Origin of the sequence: Microbispora sp. GKU 823, from assembly GCF_002027145.1 — a bacterium.
In the GTDB taxonomy this organism is placed as follows: domain Bacteria; phylum Actinomycetota; class Actinomycetes; order Streptosporangiales; family Streptosporangiaceae; genus Microbispora; species Microbispora siamensis.
Genome location: NZ_MWJN01000097.1, coordinates 1 through 15,082 on the forward strand (window position 1 = coordinate 1; position 15,082 = coordinate 15,082).

Here is a 15,082-nt window from a genome sequence, read left to right on the forward strand (position 1 = left end):
GTGGTTGAGCATCCGAGCCTCTTCCTGGGCCAGGACGACAACCCGCCGCGCACGGTCGGTGAACCTCTCGAACATCTCGTCGCTCCTCACAGAGCGGTCAGGCGAGCACGGGAGATCCGGCCCGTCGTTCCGCATGGTAGCCCCGACCCAGCGACCCGCTCCTTGGCAGAAGGGTTCCCCAAGCGCAGGGCGTTCATGCTCTATCCAACCCCCTGCTGGGGGTGACATGTTCCCGATACGCCGCAAGCGAACGAGGTTTTAAGGGAGCGCAAACACAATCGCGCGGTTATGCGATCGTCAGGTCCTCCGACGACCCACCATAACCGCGCGATCAAGGTTGAGTTAGTGCGCGTCCTCGTACGCTTGGACGATCGAGGCGGCAATGCGACCGCGCTCGCTCACGGGGTGTCCGTGTGCCTTCGCCCAGGCGCGGATCTCCGCGCTCTTCTCGCGGGTCATGGCTCGCTGGCCCCCGCCGCCCGCACCACGACGGCGCCCACGGGCCTGCCCGCTGTCCGCGCGCCGCGCGCTGCTGACGAAAGGCGACAGGGCCTCGCGAAGCCGCTTCGCGTTGCCGTCGCTCAGGTCAATCTCATATGACGTGCCGTCAATCGCGAAGGTGACCGTCTCATTGGCCTCGCCGCCATCGAGATCGTCGATGAGAATCACCTGCGTGTGCTTGGCCATCCGGCAATCCTTTCGCAGCCCATAGTTTGATTCGTCAGCCAAACATATACCCGGTTTCCCCTGGCTGACAATTCATGATTGCGGATTCTCAGGAACCTCTGAGTCCGGTGACTTCTCGCGTGGCTCCCGTGCCGTGCGGAGGCCCGCCGCGTCGGAACGTACCAACTTTACGATGCCGTAGACGGCCGCGCCGGCGACGACCGCGGAAGGTATCAAGGCGGACAATACCTCTGTCATTCTGCCTCGCTCGTGCCGGGGGTGTCATTAGGTGCACCCGAGGAAATTCCGAGGACGTGGCAAGGCCGCCGGCCTCTTGCCGGGCCGGGCGCCCTGATACGACCATAGCGCCGGGAGGGACCAGGCGTGCCTTCCGGGGTGCCCCTGGAGGGCCGGGGTAATCCCTCGTCTCTCCAGCGGCCTTACCGGATGCACTCGAATCGTACCCAGAATGCCGACCCCACCGGTCACCGATCCTGGGCCGTCCCGCCGTTTCAGCCGCTTGCGCACTTCCCGGGCGGCGGCGGGCGGCGGGGCCGCACGCCCCCGGGTTCCCCCTAGTCCAGGCCGTAGCCGCTGGTGAGCGGCTTGCCGACCAGGACGAACAGGCACGGACGGACAAGTGCGAAGCGGCAAACACGTCCTGCGGAAAAGGCCGGACCGAGGACGTACGCCGTTGAAGCCCGGGTGAAACGAGGAGCCCGTGTCACGGCGGCCGGATCTTCACAAGGGGGCCCGGCACCCTTCTCGTACGGCGCGCACGGCTCGCGGGATATACGCGCAAGCAGATCGGCACAGCCCGGAAGCCTCGTAAAAAGAGAGGACCGGCCGGTTCCATCAAGATCGACGGGCGGGAGGTCTGAAGATCGAAAAAAGGAGCGGGGGCACAATCACGTGGACGGCCCGGACGGTCGTGGCGTCAGAGTTTCCCACGGCCAAACGATCCCCGCATTCCGCGGACGCCGCCTGCGGCCGGGTAGAGCGGGTGGGGATCCGGGAGCGCCATAACGGCCTGTGGGGCTCCATACGGCCCCATAAGCGCCCCTGACGGTTCCTTAAGCCGCCCGTGGGCGGATATGACCCGGGCGGGACGGCGGGGGCGACTCTTAAGGATTGGCGCCGGGGGCGGCCTCGCGGTCATTGGGCACCTCTCGGGACGGTGAACCCAAGCATGGCATGTCCGGGAGGCACCGCAAGGTTTTTCCGTCACAGCGGGGTGAGCGGGCGGTGCGGACGGACCATAGCGACCCATAGAAAAACGGGGCCGATGGTCCGTTCCATCGGCCCCGTCTGTCGTCGTTACTTGACCTTGACCACTACGGTGTTGGCGACCTTGTCATGCAGCGCCTGATGCAGCGGCTTGTCCCACAACAGCCACAGCACGTTCAGAAGGGAGGCGAGGCTCGCGAGGTAGCTGATAACGGGAATCCACTGCAGGAACTCGAAAACGTAGAGCACGCCGGCGCGCTTGAGCGCCGCGTCCTGGGGAAGCCCGCCCGCGTCGAGAGTGCCTCCGACCGGAACGACCTTGATTCCCATGACTTTCTTGCCGAGCGTCTGCCCCTGCGCCCGCAGCATGAGGAATTCGTAGGCGACCATGACGAGGCCGCCCAGGATCGCCGTGAGCAGTGACGCGAGGAAGTAACCGCTTCCGGTGGTGAACACCCCCGTCGTCGGGTCGATGCTCGCGTTGGTGACGACGATCCCCGTGATCACGAGCGTGATGATCGCGAAGGGGATGCCGACGATCACGCCGTCGATGATGCGGGCGACGAGGCGCTGCCACCACTCCGCGAGCGGGGCCGGGGCACCGGGGGGAATCGGCCCCGAGGCCGCGTACGGCTGGCCGAAGCCGGGCTGACCATAGCCCTGCTGGCCGTACTGCTGCTGCCCGTAACCGGGCTGCTGGCCCTGCTGGGCGGCGTAGCCCTGCTGCTGACCCTGCTGCTGGCCGTAGCCGCCCTGGGCGGGGTCGTAGCCGGGCGGCTGCTGCGGGCCCGTGTGTTGCCCGCGATAGCTGACGACCGTGACGTCTGGGTCGTAGTCCTGGGGCTGTCTGTCCGTGTTGTACCCGGGGTTCGATGACGGCGGTGGCGTTCCGTCCGACTCGTCCTGGGGGTACGGCGGCTGTCCGGTGCTCACCGTGTCACCTCGTTTCGAAGACGCATGCGCCGAACGTCTGTAGCACACGCTGATATTGCCAAAAGTAGCGACAGGTGTATCAACAGTCACCTTTGCAGCAGTCGACAACCACCGTCAAGATCGGCGATCAATGCCCATCAATGGTGATCAATGCGGTCGAGGTGCAGCAACATCCGGGTGTTCCCCAGCGTGTTCGGCTTGACGTGCTCCAGGTCGAGGAACTCGGCGACGCCCTCGTCGTACGACGCGAGCAGTTCCGCGTACACCTCCTGGGAGACTGGGGTGCCCTGGATGGGCGTGAAGCCGTGCCTGGCGAAGAACTCCACCGCGAAGGTGAGGCAGAAGACCCTCCGCACACCGAGGTCCCTGGCGGTCTCGATGAGCGCGGCGACGATCCGGTGGCCGATGCCCCCGCCGCGTGCCGCGGGGTCCACCGCGACGGTCCTGATCTCGGCCAGGTCCTCCCACAGCACGTGCAGCGCGCCACAGCCGACGACCTGCCCGCCCGTCTCGGCCACCCAGAACTCCTGGACGTCCTCGTACAGCGTGACCGTGCTCTTCTTGAGCAGGCGGGGACCGACGCCCGAATACGCGTCGACGAGGCGCCGGATCGCCCGGACGTCCGGCGTCCTGGCCCGGCGCACCGTCACGGCCGTGGCACCCGACTCACTGGATGTCTGCGCGGCGACCTGCTCCATGACCGGCCAGCCTAGCCGGACCGCGGCCGATCCCACGCGGTCGGTACGGATCGCGCCGCTACGGATAACGGTCATGTCCAAACACGACACCCGACACGATGCTTGACCCTGCGTAGCCATCAGGATACGGACGGATGCACGGCCGCGCCCTGAGGTGACTGTTCCGGTTCGTCCCACTTTTTTCATCCGCCCGAGCTGCACGGCCAATGCCTTAGATCGCTCTAAACCCAGGTGAACGCGGACGCATCACTACCGTTCCCGTGACCCGACCGTGATCGTTTGGTTGTCAAACGTAGACGGGTTTCGGAGTTCTGGTTGAGCAAGAACTCGCCGTGCACTATCGTCCAGCGACGATGCCGGTCATCGTGAGCGCTCACGGCGACCGGGCGCCGAATCTTCGAAGCACCGAGTGCGAAGGGGAACCGGGGACCCAACTGCAGGATCAGGATCGGTTCGATCTCGGATCGTCAAGGGGTGAATCCGCAAAGGTAGGGCTACTCCGGCCCGAACCCGTCAGCTAACCCGGTAGGCGCTCAGAGGTGCCCCGCCGTACGGCCCCGTCTCGACGACGGACCCGCCGCGGGCACATGTGGGAGAGGAGCTCGGTTGCGCATGCGTGGAGGACGGCCGGCGGGCAGGCACGCCCGCGGCCGAGGGTCCGGATCCGGCACGGCCGGTCCGGGTGCCGTCCGCCGCTTGGCGTTCGTCGGCGTCGCGATCACCGCGATCACGTTCGGCGCCCCGGTGGTCCGCGCCACCGCCGACCCCAAGCCGAGCCTCAAGGAGCTCACCGCGCAGGTCGAGAGCCTCTACACCGAGATCGAGACCCTCACCGAGCAGTACAACGGCGAGCGCGTGCGCCTGAAGGCGGCCGAGCGGTCCGCCGACCTCGCCAAGAAGAACCTCGCCAAGAGCGAGGCCGAACTCGAGGTCCGCCGGCAGAAGGCGAGCGCCCTCGCGCAGCACTCCTACATGACCAACGGGCTCGGCAACGCGCTCGTGCTCATCGACAGCGACGCCGACCCGCGGCGATACCTGGACCAGGCCTCCACGACGTACGCGCTGGAGCTGCAGGAGAGCCAGGAGGTCGCCGAGGTCACCAAGGCCATGGACGCCGCCGCGCGGGCCAGGGAGAGCGCCTCCGCCCGGCAGGCCGAGGTCAAGAAGCTCCTCAGCGGCCTCGACTCACGGCGCGACAAGATCACCAAGCTGATCAAGAAGACCGAGAGCAACCTCTACCGGCAGGTCTCCCGGACGGTCGGCGCCGAGACCCGCAGCAGGATGTCGTTCCCCATCGTGGGCGACGGCAAGGCCGCCCAGGCGGCGCGCTGGGCCCTCAAGCAGCAGCTCAAGCCGTACGTGTGGGGCGCCGAGGGGCCCGGCTCCTTCGACTGCTCGGGCCTGGTCATGGCGGCTTACCAGTCCGTCGGCATCAGCCTGCCTCACTACACGGGCGACCAGTGGACGGCCGGCACGCACATCTCCCGCGACCAGCTTCGCCCCGGCGACCTGGTGTTCTTCTACCCCGACCTGCACCACGTGGGCATCTACATCGGCGGTGGCTACATGATCCACGCGCCGCGCACGGGAGACGTCATCCACATCGCGAAGATCGCCGGGCGGCCGTTCGCGGGAGCGGTGCGCGTCGCCGACTGAGCCCTTCCTCGCCGGAGGGCGTCGCGGACGCGGTCAGATGAGGCGGCGGCGCGCCGCCCAGGCGACGGCCTCGATCGCGGTGGCGACGCCGATCCGGTCGCAGATGCATCGCAGCCGGCGCCGCACGGTGCGCCCGCTGACGTCGAGACTGCGGCCCACCCGGTCGGCGGTCACGCCCTTGGCCAGCTCCGCGAGGAGAAGCAGATCCTCTTCGGTGAGACCGGCACGCTCAAGGTCCGAGGCGAGATTGTCACCTCGGTAGACGACCTCGGGAACACCCATCGTCCGCCCTCCCCCACGACGATGCTTCGTCGGCCCACCCTTCAGGGACGGTAAACGCCTGCCATGAAGGTCGTCAAGGTTCGGAGTCGAGCCTCCGGCCGTACGCCGCCTCTGTAGCGGAACGGGCCGTGGGCCATCGCCTTTCCTTCGCCTCCCTTACGCACTTCCAGGTGCCTTCTTACCGGAAGAGAGCAGCTCTCCTTACGCTCCTTGCCACGCCGGAAGGACACGCCGGAAGGAGAGGAACTCATGAGAGCACTGGTGGCACGGGATGGAGCCGTGCGGGTCGTCGAGGTGGCAGAGCCCGAGCCGGGGCCGGGGCAGGTGCGGATCAGGGTCGAGGCGGCGGCCGTGAACCCCGTCGACCTGTTCACGGCCGCGGGCGCCCTCGCCGACGGCGGGCTCATGCCGCACCTGGAGACGTACGCACTCGGCTGGGACGTGGCAGGCGTGGTCGATGGGACCGGACCGGGAGTGACGGGCGTACGCCCGGGCGAGCGGGTCATCGGGCTGTCGGACCGGCTGACGGAGCCGCTCAAGACCCAGGCGGACCTGGTCGTGCTGGACGAGACGGCCGTCGCGCCCGCGCCCGCCGGGGTGGCCGCGCCCGAGGCGTCGACGCTGCCGCTGAACGCGCTCACCGCCGTCCAGGCGCTCGATCTCGCCGGGCTCGCCGAGGGTGAGACCCTGCTCGTCACGGGAGCGGCCGGTGGCGTCGGCGGCTATCTCGTGGAGCTGGCCGCAGCACGGGGGCTCAGGGTCGCCGCGGTCGCCGCGCCCGGCGACGAGGCACTCGTCCGGGGCTTCGGCGCGGAATGGTTCGTCCCGAGGGGCGCCGACCTGGCCGCGGCCGTCAGAGCCGTCGTTCCCGGCGGCGTGCACGGCCTGGTGGACGCGGCGGTCGTCGGCCTGCCCGCGCTGGACGCCGTGCGCAACGGGGGCGCGTTCGTCGCCGTCGTCGCGGGGCAGGCCCCCGTCCCGCTGCGCGGCATCCGGGTCCCGACGGTGTTCGTCCGCGCCGACGCGGCCCAGCTCCGGGACGTCGCGAAGCTCGCCGAGGCGGGACGGCTGAGCATGCGGGTCGCCGGCACCTATCCGCTGGAGCGGGCGGCCGAGGCGCACGAACGCCTGCGGAGAGGCGGCCTGCGCGGCCGGTTGGTCCTGCTGCCCTGATTCGCCTACGCCGCTACGCCTGTCTCGGCGCACGGCTGTGGGCCGGACGGTCATACCGTCCGGCCCACCCTCAGGAGATCAGGCGCGGCCGAGCAGCTCGCGCACCCGGTCGCGGCCCACGGCCAGCAGCAGCGTGGGCAGCCGCGGGCCGGTGTCGCGGCCGACGAGCAGCCGGTAGAGCAGAGCGAAGAAGGCGCGCTGGGCGGCCTTCAGCTCGGGCGTGGCCGCCTTGGCGTCCATGTCGAGCCCGGCCTGCACCTTCGGCACGCCGTACACGAGCGTGGTCAGCCCGTCGAGCGACCAGTGCTCGTCGAGGCCCTCCACCAGCAGGCGCAGCGACTCCCGGTCCTGCTCGCCGAGCGTGTCGAGCAGCTCCTTGTCGGGCGTCTCGCGCACCTGCGTCCGCTCCTCCGCGGGCACGTACGTGTTCACCCAGTGCTGGGCGCGGTCGAGCCGCGGCCGCAGCTCGTCCAGCCCGGAGATCTCCGGGTCGAACGCGCGCAGGATGCGCAGCGTCTGCTCCTCGTGCCCGGTGGCGATGTCCACGACCGAGGCCAGGGTCCGGTAGGGCAGCCGCCGCGGCGTCTCCGGCAGGACCCGGGAGGCGGTGCTCGACGCGCGGCGGTAGGCCGCCTGGTCGGCCGGCAGCGCCGTGCCGTCCTGCACCTTCCTGGTCAGCGTGTCCCACTCGTCGTACATGCGCTGGATCTCCTGGTCGAAGGAGACCTTGAACGACTGGTTGGGACGGCGGCGGGCGTACAGCCAGCGCAGCAGCGCGGGCTCCATGATCGACAGAGCGTCGGCCGGGGTCGGCACGCCACCCTTGGAGCTGCTCATCTTGGCCATGCCGCTGATGCCGACGAAGGCGTACATCGGCCCGATCGGCTGCGGGGCGTCGAACACCTCGCGGACGATCTGGCCGCCGACGACGAACGACGAGCCCGGCGAGCTGTGGTCCACGCCCGACGGCTCGAAGACCACGCCCTCGTAGGCCCAGCGCATCGGCCAGTCGACCTTCCACACCAGCTTGCCGCGGGTGTGCTCGGACAGCAGGACGGTCTCACCGTGGCCGCACACGCAGGTGTACGACATCGCGGTGGTCTCGTCGTCGTACGACGTGACCGTGGTCAGGTCGCGGTCGCAGACCGAGCAGTAGGGCTTGTAGGGGTAGTAGCCCCCGGCGCCGGAGCCGTCGTCCTCGCTCGCGGCCCCCGAGCCCTCCAGGGCCGCGGCCTCGTCGGCGTCCGTGACCTCCTTGGCCTTGGCCTTCTTGGTGCGGTACTGGTCGAGGATCGCGTCGATCCTCCGCCGCTCGCGCATGGCGAGCAGCACCTGCTCCCGGTACGCGCCGGAGGTGTACATCTGCGTCTGGCTGATGCCGTGGAACTCCACGCCGAGCTCGTTCAACGCGGCGATCATCGGCGCCTTGAAGTGCTCGGCCCAGTTCGGGTACTCGCTGCCGGGCGGGGCCGGGACGGTGGTCAGCGGCTTGCCGATGTGCTCGTTCCAGGCGGGGTCGATGCCCACAGGAACCTTGCGGAAGCGGTCGAAGTCGTCCCACGAGATGATGTGCACGCACTCGTGGCCGCGGCGCCTGATCTCGTCGGCCACCAGGTGCGGGGTCATGACCTCGCGGAGGTTGCCCAGGTGGATCGGGCCGGACGGGCTGAGGCCGGACGCGCAGACGACGGGTTTGCCCGGTGCGCGCCGTTCAGCCTCGGCGATGACCTCATCGGCGAAACGCGCCACCCAGTCGGCGTCCATCACGTCAGTCCTCTCTGAACGGGATCCTGCCTTCTATGGTCCCGTACGCGAGGGAGTCGTCAGGACGCGTTACGGGCGTAGACCAGCCGCAGGCCGATCAGTGTGAGCCAGGGCTCGTGCACGTCGATCGTACGGGCCTCGCCGATGACGAGCGGCGCACCGGTGCCCGTGGCGACCACGGTGACGTCGTCGGGGTCGGAGGCCAGTTCGGCCGTCATCCGGTCCACGATCCCGTCGACCAGGCCGGCGAAGCCGTAGATGATGCCCGACTGGAGCGCCTCCACCGTGTTCTTGGCGATCACCGACCGCGGCCGGACCAGCTCGACCTTGTGGAGCTGGGCCCCGGCCGTGGCCAGCGCGTCCACCGAGATCTCCAGGCCGGGCGCGGTCACCGCGCCGACGTACTCGCCCCGGGCCGAGACGGCGTCGAACGAGGTGGCCGTGCCGAAGTCCACGATCACGCACGGCCCGCCGTACAGGGTGGTGGCGGCGAGCGCGTTCACGATGCGGTCGCTGCCGACCTCCTTGGGGTTGTCCATCCGGACCGGGACGCCGGTGCGCACGCCGGGCTCGACGACCACCGCAGTGACGTCGCCGTAGTAGCGCCGGGACATCTCCCGCATCTCGTTGAGCACCGACGGGACCGTGGAGCAGATCGCGATGCCGCTGATGTCGGCGTCCTTGAGCAGCGGCGACTGCCCGAGCAGACCCTGGAGCACCACCGCGATCTCGTCCGCCGTACGGCGGGGGTCGGTGGCGATCCGCCAGTGCTCGATCACCTCTTCACCCTCGAACAGGCCCAGCACCGTGTGGGTATTGCTGACGTCGATGGTGAGCAGCATTCCCTGATTATGCCTCACGAAGATCCAGGCCCAGATCGAGTGCCGGAGCCGAGTGGGTGAGCGCGCCGACGGCCAGGTAGTCGACCCCGGTCTCGGCCACCGCGCGCGCCGCGTCCAGGGTCAGGCCGCCGCTCGACTCCAGCCGGGCCCGCCCGGCCACCAGCCGTACGGCCTCGGCGAGCTGGTCCACGGTGAAGTTGTCGAGCAGGATCTCGTCGGCGCCCTCGGCCAGGACCGGCTCGATCTGGTCGATGCGGTCCACCTCGACCTCGATCGGCAGGCCGGGGAAGGCCTGCCGTACGGCCCGGAACGCCTCGGCGACGCCTCCGGCGGCGACGACGTGGTTGTCCTTGATCAGCGCGGCGTCGTGCAGGCCCATCCGGTGGTTGACCCCGCCGCCCGCCCGTACGGCGTACTTCTCCAGGGCGCGCAGCCCCGGCAGGGTCTTGCGGCTGTCGCGGATGCGGGCGCCGGTGCCCTCGACGGCGTCCACCCAGCGGCGGGTCTGGGTCGCGATGCCGGACAGGTGGGTGAGGAAGTTGAGCGCGGTGCGCTCCATCGTGAGCAGGTCCCTGGTCGCGCCCCGCACGGTCATCACCACGTCGCCGGGGCGCACCCGGTCGCCGTCCGCGGCGTGCCGCTCGACCTCGACCTGTCCGGCGGCCTGCCGGAAGACGGTCTCGGCCACGGCCAGACCCGCGACCACGCCCTCCTTGCGGGCCACCACGTCGGCGACGGCCCGCTGGTCGGCGGGGATGGTCGCGACCGAGGTCACGTCCTGTCCCCCGGCCAGGTCCTCCTCCAGCGCGGCGCGGACGAGACCGAGCACGGCGTCCGGGTCGAGTCCGGCCTTCTCCAGCTCGGTCCGCGGTTCCTCGTGAGGCGTGTACGTCAAGGTCAGTCCCTCCGCCGTCAGGGCGATGTCGATGTGCGCCCGCCAGTGGGCGTCGTCGCGGTCGGGGTGGTCCTCCCGCCAGTGCGAGCCGCGGGTCTCCTCACGCACGGCCGCCGCGGCGACCAGTGCGGAGGCCACCGTGAGGAGGTTGGTGGCCTCCCACGACTCGGTGCAGGGCTCGACCGCGACCGGCGTCCAGCGGGCGTCGGACAGCGCGCGGGCGACCTGCGCGAGACTCCGGTCGCTGCGCAGCACCCCGGCGCCCCGGCTCATGTGGCTCTGGATCCTCGGCCGCGTACGCGGGTCCACCAGGCCCTCGGGCCGTTCGTCGGCCGGGGCGGGCTCGCGCGGGGTGAGCTCCTTCGCGGCCAGGTCGGCGGCGATGCGCTCGCCGTAGACGAGCCCCTCCAGCAGGGAGTTGGAGGCCAGCCGGTTGGCGCCGTGCACGCCCGTGCAGGCCACCTCTCCGCAGGCGTACAGGCCGGGCACGCTGGTCCTGCCGTACAGGTCGGTGCGCACGCCGCCGCTCGCGTAGTGGGCGGCCGGGGCGACGGGGATGGGCTCGGTGACGGGGTCGATGCCGTGCTCGCGGCAGACGGCGAGGATCGTGGGGAACCTGGAGCGCCACTTCTCCTCGCCGAAGTGGGTGGCGTCGAGGTAGACGTGGTCGGCGCCGGTCCGCGCCATCTGGCGCATGATCGCCTTGGCGACCACGTCGCGGGGCGCGAGGTCGGCCAGCTCGTGGACACCCTGCATGAAGCGCTCGCCGGTCGCGTCGATCAGCACGGCGCCCTCGCCGCGCACGGCCTCGGAGACGAGGGGCTGCTGGCCGGTCGAACCCTCCCCCAACCACAGGACCGTGGGGTGGAACTGCACGAACTCGATGTCCCTGACCACCGCGCCGGCCCGCAGAGCGAGCGCCACGCCGTCCCCGGTGGACACGACGGGGTTGGTGGTGGCCGCGTAGACCTGGCCCATGCCGCCGCTGGCCAGCACCACGGCCCCGGCCCGTACGGCGCCGACGCCGTCGCGCGCGCCCTCCCCCATCACGTGGAGCGTGACCCCGCAGGCGTGGCCCTCGGCGTCGAGGAGGAGGTCGAGGGCGAGGGCGTGCTCGATGACCTCGATGCGGGGCTCGGCCAGCACCGCCTCGGCCAGGGCCCGCTGCACCTCGGCGCCGGTGGCGTCGCCGCCCGCGTGGACGATCCGGTTGCGGTGGTGGCCGCCCTCGCGGGTGAGCTGGAGCTCGCCGTCGGTGTCGCGGTCGAACTCGGCGCCGTGGCTCATCAGCCGCTTCAGCGCGTCGGGGCCCTCGGTGACCAGGACGCGTACGGCCTCCTCGTCGCACAGGCCGACCCCGGCGACGAGCGTGTCCCTCAGGTGCTCGTCGGGGGTGTCCTCGGGGTCGAGGACGGCGGCGATGCCGCCCTGGGCCCACCGGGTCGACCCGGCCGACAAGACGTCCTTGGTGACCACGAGCACCCGCGCCACGGGGTCGAGTTCGACGTGGCGCAGCGCCACGGTGAGGCCGGCGATGCCGGACCCGATCACGACCACGTCGGCCTCGACGGTCCAGCCGGGTGCGGGGGCGGTGAGTCTGCGTGCGAGCGCCACCATGAGGGGATCCCCTTTCGTCATAATGACGATAACGCCCCCCTGGCGATGGTGCAGCCCCGCCCCCTCCTACCACGCCCCGGCCCCACCTCGGGCCCCGGCCCCTCCTGCGAGGGGCCCGCTGCGGCGTCGGTGCAGAGCTGGGCGGTCAGAGTGGCGTAGGCCCATTCCTCCCACCTGTCCTGCGACCAGCCACGGTCCTGCACGAAGAGCAGATACAGCTGCGGGCTGAGCAGGCAGAACAGCAGGTCCGCCGCCATCGCGACGGAGACGTCCGGGCGGGCGCCGGGTTTGCCGGCCAGCGCTTGCGCCGCGGCGTGCTGCACGACGTAGCGCGGATCGGGGCCGTCGGGCCATTGCGCGGCGATCTGCGGGTCGGTGGCCCCGGCGGACGCGATCATCGGCATGAGCGGGGCGACCCGGCCGAGGATCTCACTCGTACCGCGCACGTGCGCGCGCAACTGGCCGGCCGCCGTGGGCTCCGCGCACGCGGCGCGGAACCATTCACGGTCCATGACGGCCACCGGCTCGGTGTCGCCGGCGATGGACGTGTCGACGACGTCCTTGAACAGCGTGCGCTTGTTGCCGAAGACGAAGTAGACCGTCTGGACGGCCACGCCCGCCCGGTCGGCGACCTCCTGCAGGCTCGTCGCCCCATAGCCCTGCGCGACGAAAAGCTCCCGCGCCGCCTGGATGACCTTCTCCCGGGTGCGGCGTGAGCGCTCGGCCCGTTTGTCCGGCCGCTTGACGGTGTCCATGGCGCGAGTATATCTCTAGAGTTCGTTACTAGAGTTTGACTCTAAAGAGATGGAGCGGAGCCATGGACAAGCCGAACGAGACCGAACGGGACCAGGAGGAGGCCGTACGCCGGGAACTGGAGAGGTACTACCGCGCCGGGAAGCCGCCCTGGGACACCGGTGTGACGCCGCCCGAGCTGGTCGCACTGGTCGAGGGGCACGGGGAGAGGCGAGACGCGCTGCCGCCAGGCCGCGCCCTGGAGCTCGGCTGCGGCACCGGAACCAACGCCGTATACCTGGCCCGGCACGGGTGGGAGGTCGTGGCCGTCGACCTCGTCGACCGCGCGATCGAGCAGGCCCGGGAGAAGGCCGCCGCCGCGGGAGCGGCCGTACGGCTGCTGCACGGGGACGCCACCCGGCTCGACGAACTGGACGCCCCCGGCCCCTACGACCTGTTCTTCGACCTGAGCTGCTACTGCGGCATCCCGCCGCACCGCCGTGACGCCTACGCCGCCGGGCTCACCCGCCGCGCCGCTCCCGGTGCACGGCTGCTGATGTTCGGGTACGGCCCAGGAACGCTCGACGACAAGTTCTCCGGCGTCACCGCCGACGAGCTGCGGGCCAGGTTCGCCGGCTGGGAGCTGGTTGACGTCACCCCCGGGACGAACCCGTTCCCCACCTTCTGGTTCACACTGCGCGCCGGGGCGGCCTGAGCCCCCTACAGGGTCAGGACCACGTTGTCGATGAGGCGCGTGGTGCCCACCTTGGCGGCCACGGCCAGGATCGCCTCGCCGCGGTGGTCGTCGCCGACCGGCGCGAACGTCGCGGGGTCGGCCAGGATCAGGTAGTCGAGCAGCAGCGGCGGGTCGAAGCGGGCGGCCTCCTCCAGCACGGCCCGCGCGGCGTCGAGGATCCCGGCCGGTCCGGCGGTCCGGGCCCGCGCCTCGCCCGCCCGCAGCGCCCGCGACAGCGCGAGCGCGGTGCGGCGGTCGGCCTCGGACAGATACCTGTTGCGGCTCGACAGCGCGAGGCCGTCCGGCTCCCGCACGGTCGGGGCGCCGACGATCGACACCGGGACGTCGAGGTCGGCCACCATCCGCCGGATCAGCGCGAGTTGCTGGGCGTCCTTCTGCCCGAAGACCGCGACGTCCGGCCGCACCAGGTTGAACAGCTTGAGCACCACGGTCAGCACGCCGTCGAAGTGGCCGGGCCGGAAGGCGCCCTCGACCACCCCGCCCATGCCGCCGGCCGAGACCTCCACCTGGCGGTCCGGCAGGTACATGTCCTCTGCCGAGGGCGCGAAGACCACGCCCACGCCCTCCTCCTCGCACACCCGGAGGTCGGCGTCGAACGTACGGGGATAGCGGGAGAAGTCCTCGTTGGGGCCGAACTGCAGGGGATTGACGAACACGCTCACCACCACGTGGTCGGCGTGCTCGCGCGCCAGCCGCATCAGCGACCGGTGACCCTCGTGGAGCGCCCCCATCGTGGGGACCAGGGCGATCCTTCCGGGGCCGAGTGCGTCCCTCGCCTTGTCGAGGGCGGCGCGGTCCGCGGCGACGGTCAGGTCCATATGTTCCCTCCCAGGGCATCCAGCAGGCGTTCGGCCGCCTCGGGCTTGAGCAGGCCCGCCGCGAGCGCCCGGTCGGCGGTGAGCCTCGCGAGGGCGACGTACGCGTCCGCGGCCTCGGGGGCGGCCAGGATGAGCGCGTCGACGTGCTTGCGCACCGTGCCCGCGTCGCCGCGGACCACGGGCCCGGTGAGCCCGCTGATGCCGAGGCGCAGCACGTTGTCGAGCGCCGCGCTCAGCAGGGGGCCGAGCATCCGGCCGGGATGCTCCACGCCGATCTTGGCGAGCAGTTCCTGCGACTCGGCGACGAGCGTCACCATGTGGTTCGCGGCGCCGGCCAGGGCGGCGTGGTAGAGCGGCCGGTCCTGGTCGCGATCCACACGGGCTCGCCGCCCATCTCGATCACCAGCGCCTCGGCCACCGGCCGCAGCAGGTCGGGCGCGGTGACACCGAAGGAGCAGCCGTTGAGCCGGGTCAGGTCGTCGCTCCTGCCGGTGAACGTCATCACGGGGTGCAGCGCGAGCGGCAGCGCCCCGGCCTCGGCCGCGGGGTCGAGCACGCCCAGGCCGTACGCGCCGCTGGCGTGCACGAGCAGCTTGCCGCGGAGGTCGGCCCCGGTGGCGGCGAGGCCGGAGACGAGGCCGGGCAGCACGTCGTCCGGCACGGTCAGCAGCACGAGCTCGGACCGCGCGATCACCTCGTCGGGCCTGCTGAGCTTCAGGCCGAGGCGGTCGGCGGCCCGCCGCGCCGACGCGTCGGACACGCCGCTGGCCGCCACCACCCGATGACCCGCGAGCATGAGCGCGGCTCCGAGCACGGAACCGACCCGTCCCGCGCCGAGCACTCCCACGGCGAGCCGCGCCGGGCGGTCACTTGTGTCCATGACGCCTCCCCTCGGTTCAGCGTAGCGGCGGCGCTCCCGCCGGCCCGGGCGTGGCCCAACGGTCGGATTTTGTCCCGTTTCTCACGGGCCTATGTTGAGCCATAAGTACGAAAGTGACTACTTTTCGTTACGCCCTCGGCGT

Annotated in this window: 12 protein-coding genes, 1 pseudogene and 1 riboswitch; of the genes and pseudogenes, 3 read left to right on the forward strand and 10 right to left on the reverse strand. The window is 70.8% G+C overall.

Annotated features, from left to right (window positions below; genetic code table 11):
* Positions 1-342: 342 nt before the first annotated feature.
* The 3 genes from B1L11_RS34925 to B1L11_RS34935 form a co-directional block, all read right to left on the reverse strand.
* The gene (locus B1L11_RS34925) at positions 343-687 is read right to left on the reverse strand and encodes an Lsr2 family protein (protein ID WP_079319595.1); all 345 of its coding nucleotides are present in this window, start codon (positions 685-687) and stop codon (positions 343-345) included.
* Positions 688-1,983: 1,296 nt separating this feature from the next.
* Positions 1,984-2,826, reverse strand: coding sequence for an RDD family protein (locus tag B1L11_RS34930; RefSeq protein WP_143737764.1), 843 nt, complete (start codon positions 2,824-2,826; stop codon positions 1,984-1,986).
* 137 nt (positions 2,827-2,963) lie between these two features.
* Positions 2,964-3,524, reverse strand: a complete 561-nt coding sequence (locus tag B1L11_RS34935; RefSeq protein WP_079319597.1) for an amino-acid N-acetyltransferase — start codon at positions 3,522-3,524, stop codon at positions 2,964-2,966.
* Positions 3,525-3,917: 393 nt separating this feature from the next.
* Positions 3,918-4,070, forward strand: a riboswitch (cyclic di-AMP (ydaO/yuaA leader).
* A gap of 150 nt (positions 4,071-4,220) precedes the next feature.
* On the opposite strand from B1L11_RS34935, the gene B1L11_RS34940 reads away from it, so the two are divergent.
* Positions 4,221-5,180 (forward strand): C40 family peptidase, encoded by a 960-nt coding sequence (locus tag B1L11_RS34940; RefSeq protein ID WP_239109153.1) that lies wholly within the window; start codon positions 4,221-4,223, stop codon positions 5,178-5,180.
* 33 nt (positions 5,181-5,213) lie between these two features.
* On the opposite strand, the gene B1L11_RS34945 is transcribed toward B1L11_RS34940, so the two are convergent.
* Positions 5,214-5,462: a LuxR C-terminal-related transcriptional regulator gene (locus tag B1L11_RS34945; protein ID WP_179155467.1), complete on the reverse strand. Its 249-nt coding sequence runs from the start codon at positions 5,460-5,462 to the stop codon at positions 5,214-5,216.
* A 249-nt stretch (positions 5,463-5,711) separates the two neighbouring features.
* On the opposite strand from B1L11_RS34945, the gene B1L11_RS34950 reads away from it, so the two are divergent.
* On the forward strand, positions 5,712-6,635 hold the full coding sequence (locus B1L11_RS34950; RefSeq protein ID WP_079319599.1) for a zinc-binding dehydrogenase: 924 nt from the start codon (positions 5,712-5,714) through the stop codon (positions 6,633-6,635).
* Between the two features lie 78 nt (positions 6,636-6,713).
* Here the strand turns inward: B1L11_RS34950 and lysS are convergent, their stop codons facing one another.
* Genes lysS through B1L11_RS34970 form a run of 4 tightly spaced genes read right to left on the reverse strand, consistent with a single transcriptional unit; the run spans position 6,714 to position 12,508 of the window.
* Positions 6,714-8,399, reverse strand: a complete 1,686-nt coding sequence (gene lysS, locus B1L11_RS34955; RefSeq protein WP_079319600.1) for a lysine--tRNA ligase — start codon at positions 8,397-8,399, stop codon at positions 6,714-6,716.
* Between the two features lie 59 nt (positions 8,400-8,458).
* Complete coding sequence (locus tag B1L11_RS34960; RefSeq protein ID WP_079319601.1) at positions 8,459-9,241, reverse strand: type III pantothenate kinase; 783 nt, start codon at positions 9,239-9,241, stop codon at positions 8,459-8,461.
* A 7-nt stretch (positions 9,242-9,248) separates the two neighbouring features.
* The gene (locus B1L11_RS34965) at positions 9,249-11,753 is read right to left on the reverse strand and encodes an L-aspartate oxidase (RefSeq protein ID WP_079319602.1); all 2,505 of its coding nucleotides are present in this window, start codon (positions 11,751-11,753) and stop codon (positions 9,249-9,251) included.
* A 17-nt stretch (positions 11,754-11,770) separates the two neighbouring features.
* Positions 11,771-12,508 (reverse strand): TetR/AcrR family transcriptional regulator, encoded by a 738-nt coding sequence (locus B1L11_RS34970; protein ID WP_079319603.1) that lies wholly within the window; start codon positions 12,506-12,508, stop codon positions 11,771-11,773.
* 62 nt (positions 12,509-12,570) lie between these two features.
* Here B1L11_RS34970 and B1L11_RS34975 point away from each other — a divergent pair, with 62 nt between their 5' ends.
* A complete protein-coding gene (locus tag B1L11_RS34975; RefSeq protein WP_079319604.1) occupies positions 12,571-13,200 on the forward strand; it encodes a class I SAM-dependent methyltransferase in 630 nt (209 codons plus the stop codon).
* A 5-nt stretch (positions 13,201-13,205) separates the two neighbouring features.
* Here B1L11_RS34975 and panC read toward each other — a convergent pair whose 3' ends face one another.
* On the reverse strand, positions 13,206-14,060 hold the full coding sequence (gene panC, locus B1L11_RS34980) for a pantoate--beta-alanine ligase (protein ID WP_079319605.1): 855 nt from the start codon (positions 14,058-14,060) through the stop codon (positions 13,206-13,208).
* A pseudogene (locus B1L11_RS34985) lies at positions 14,051-14,940 on the reverse strand (Rossmann-like and DUF2520 domain-containing protein). The gene panC and the pseudogene B1L11_RS34985 overlap by 10 nt, the downstream one beginning before the upstream one ends.
* Between the last annotated feature and the right edge of the window lie 142 nt (positions 14,941-15,082).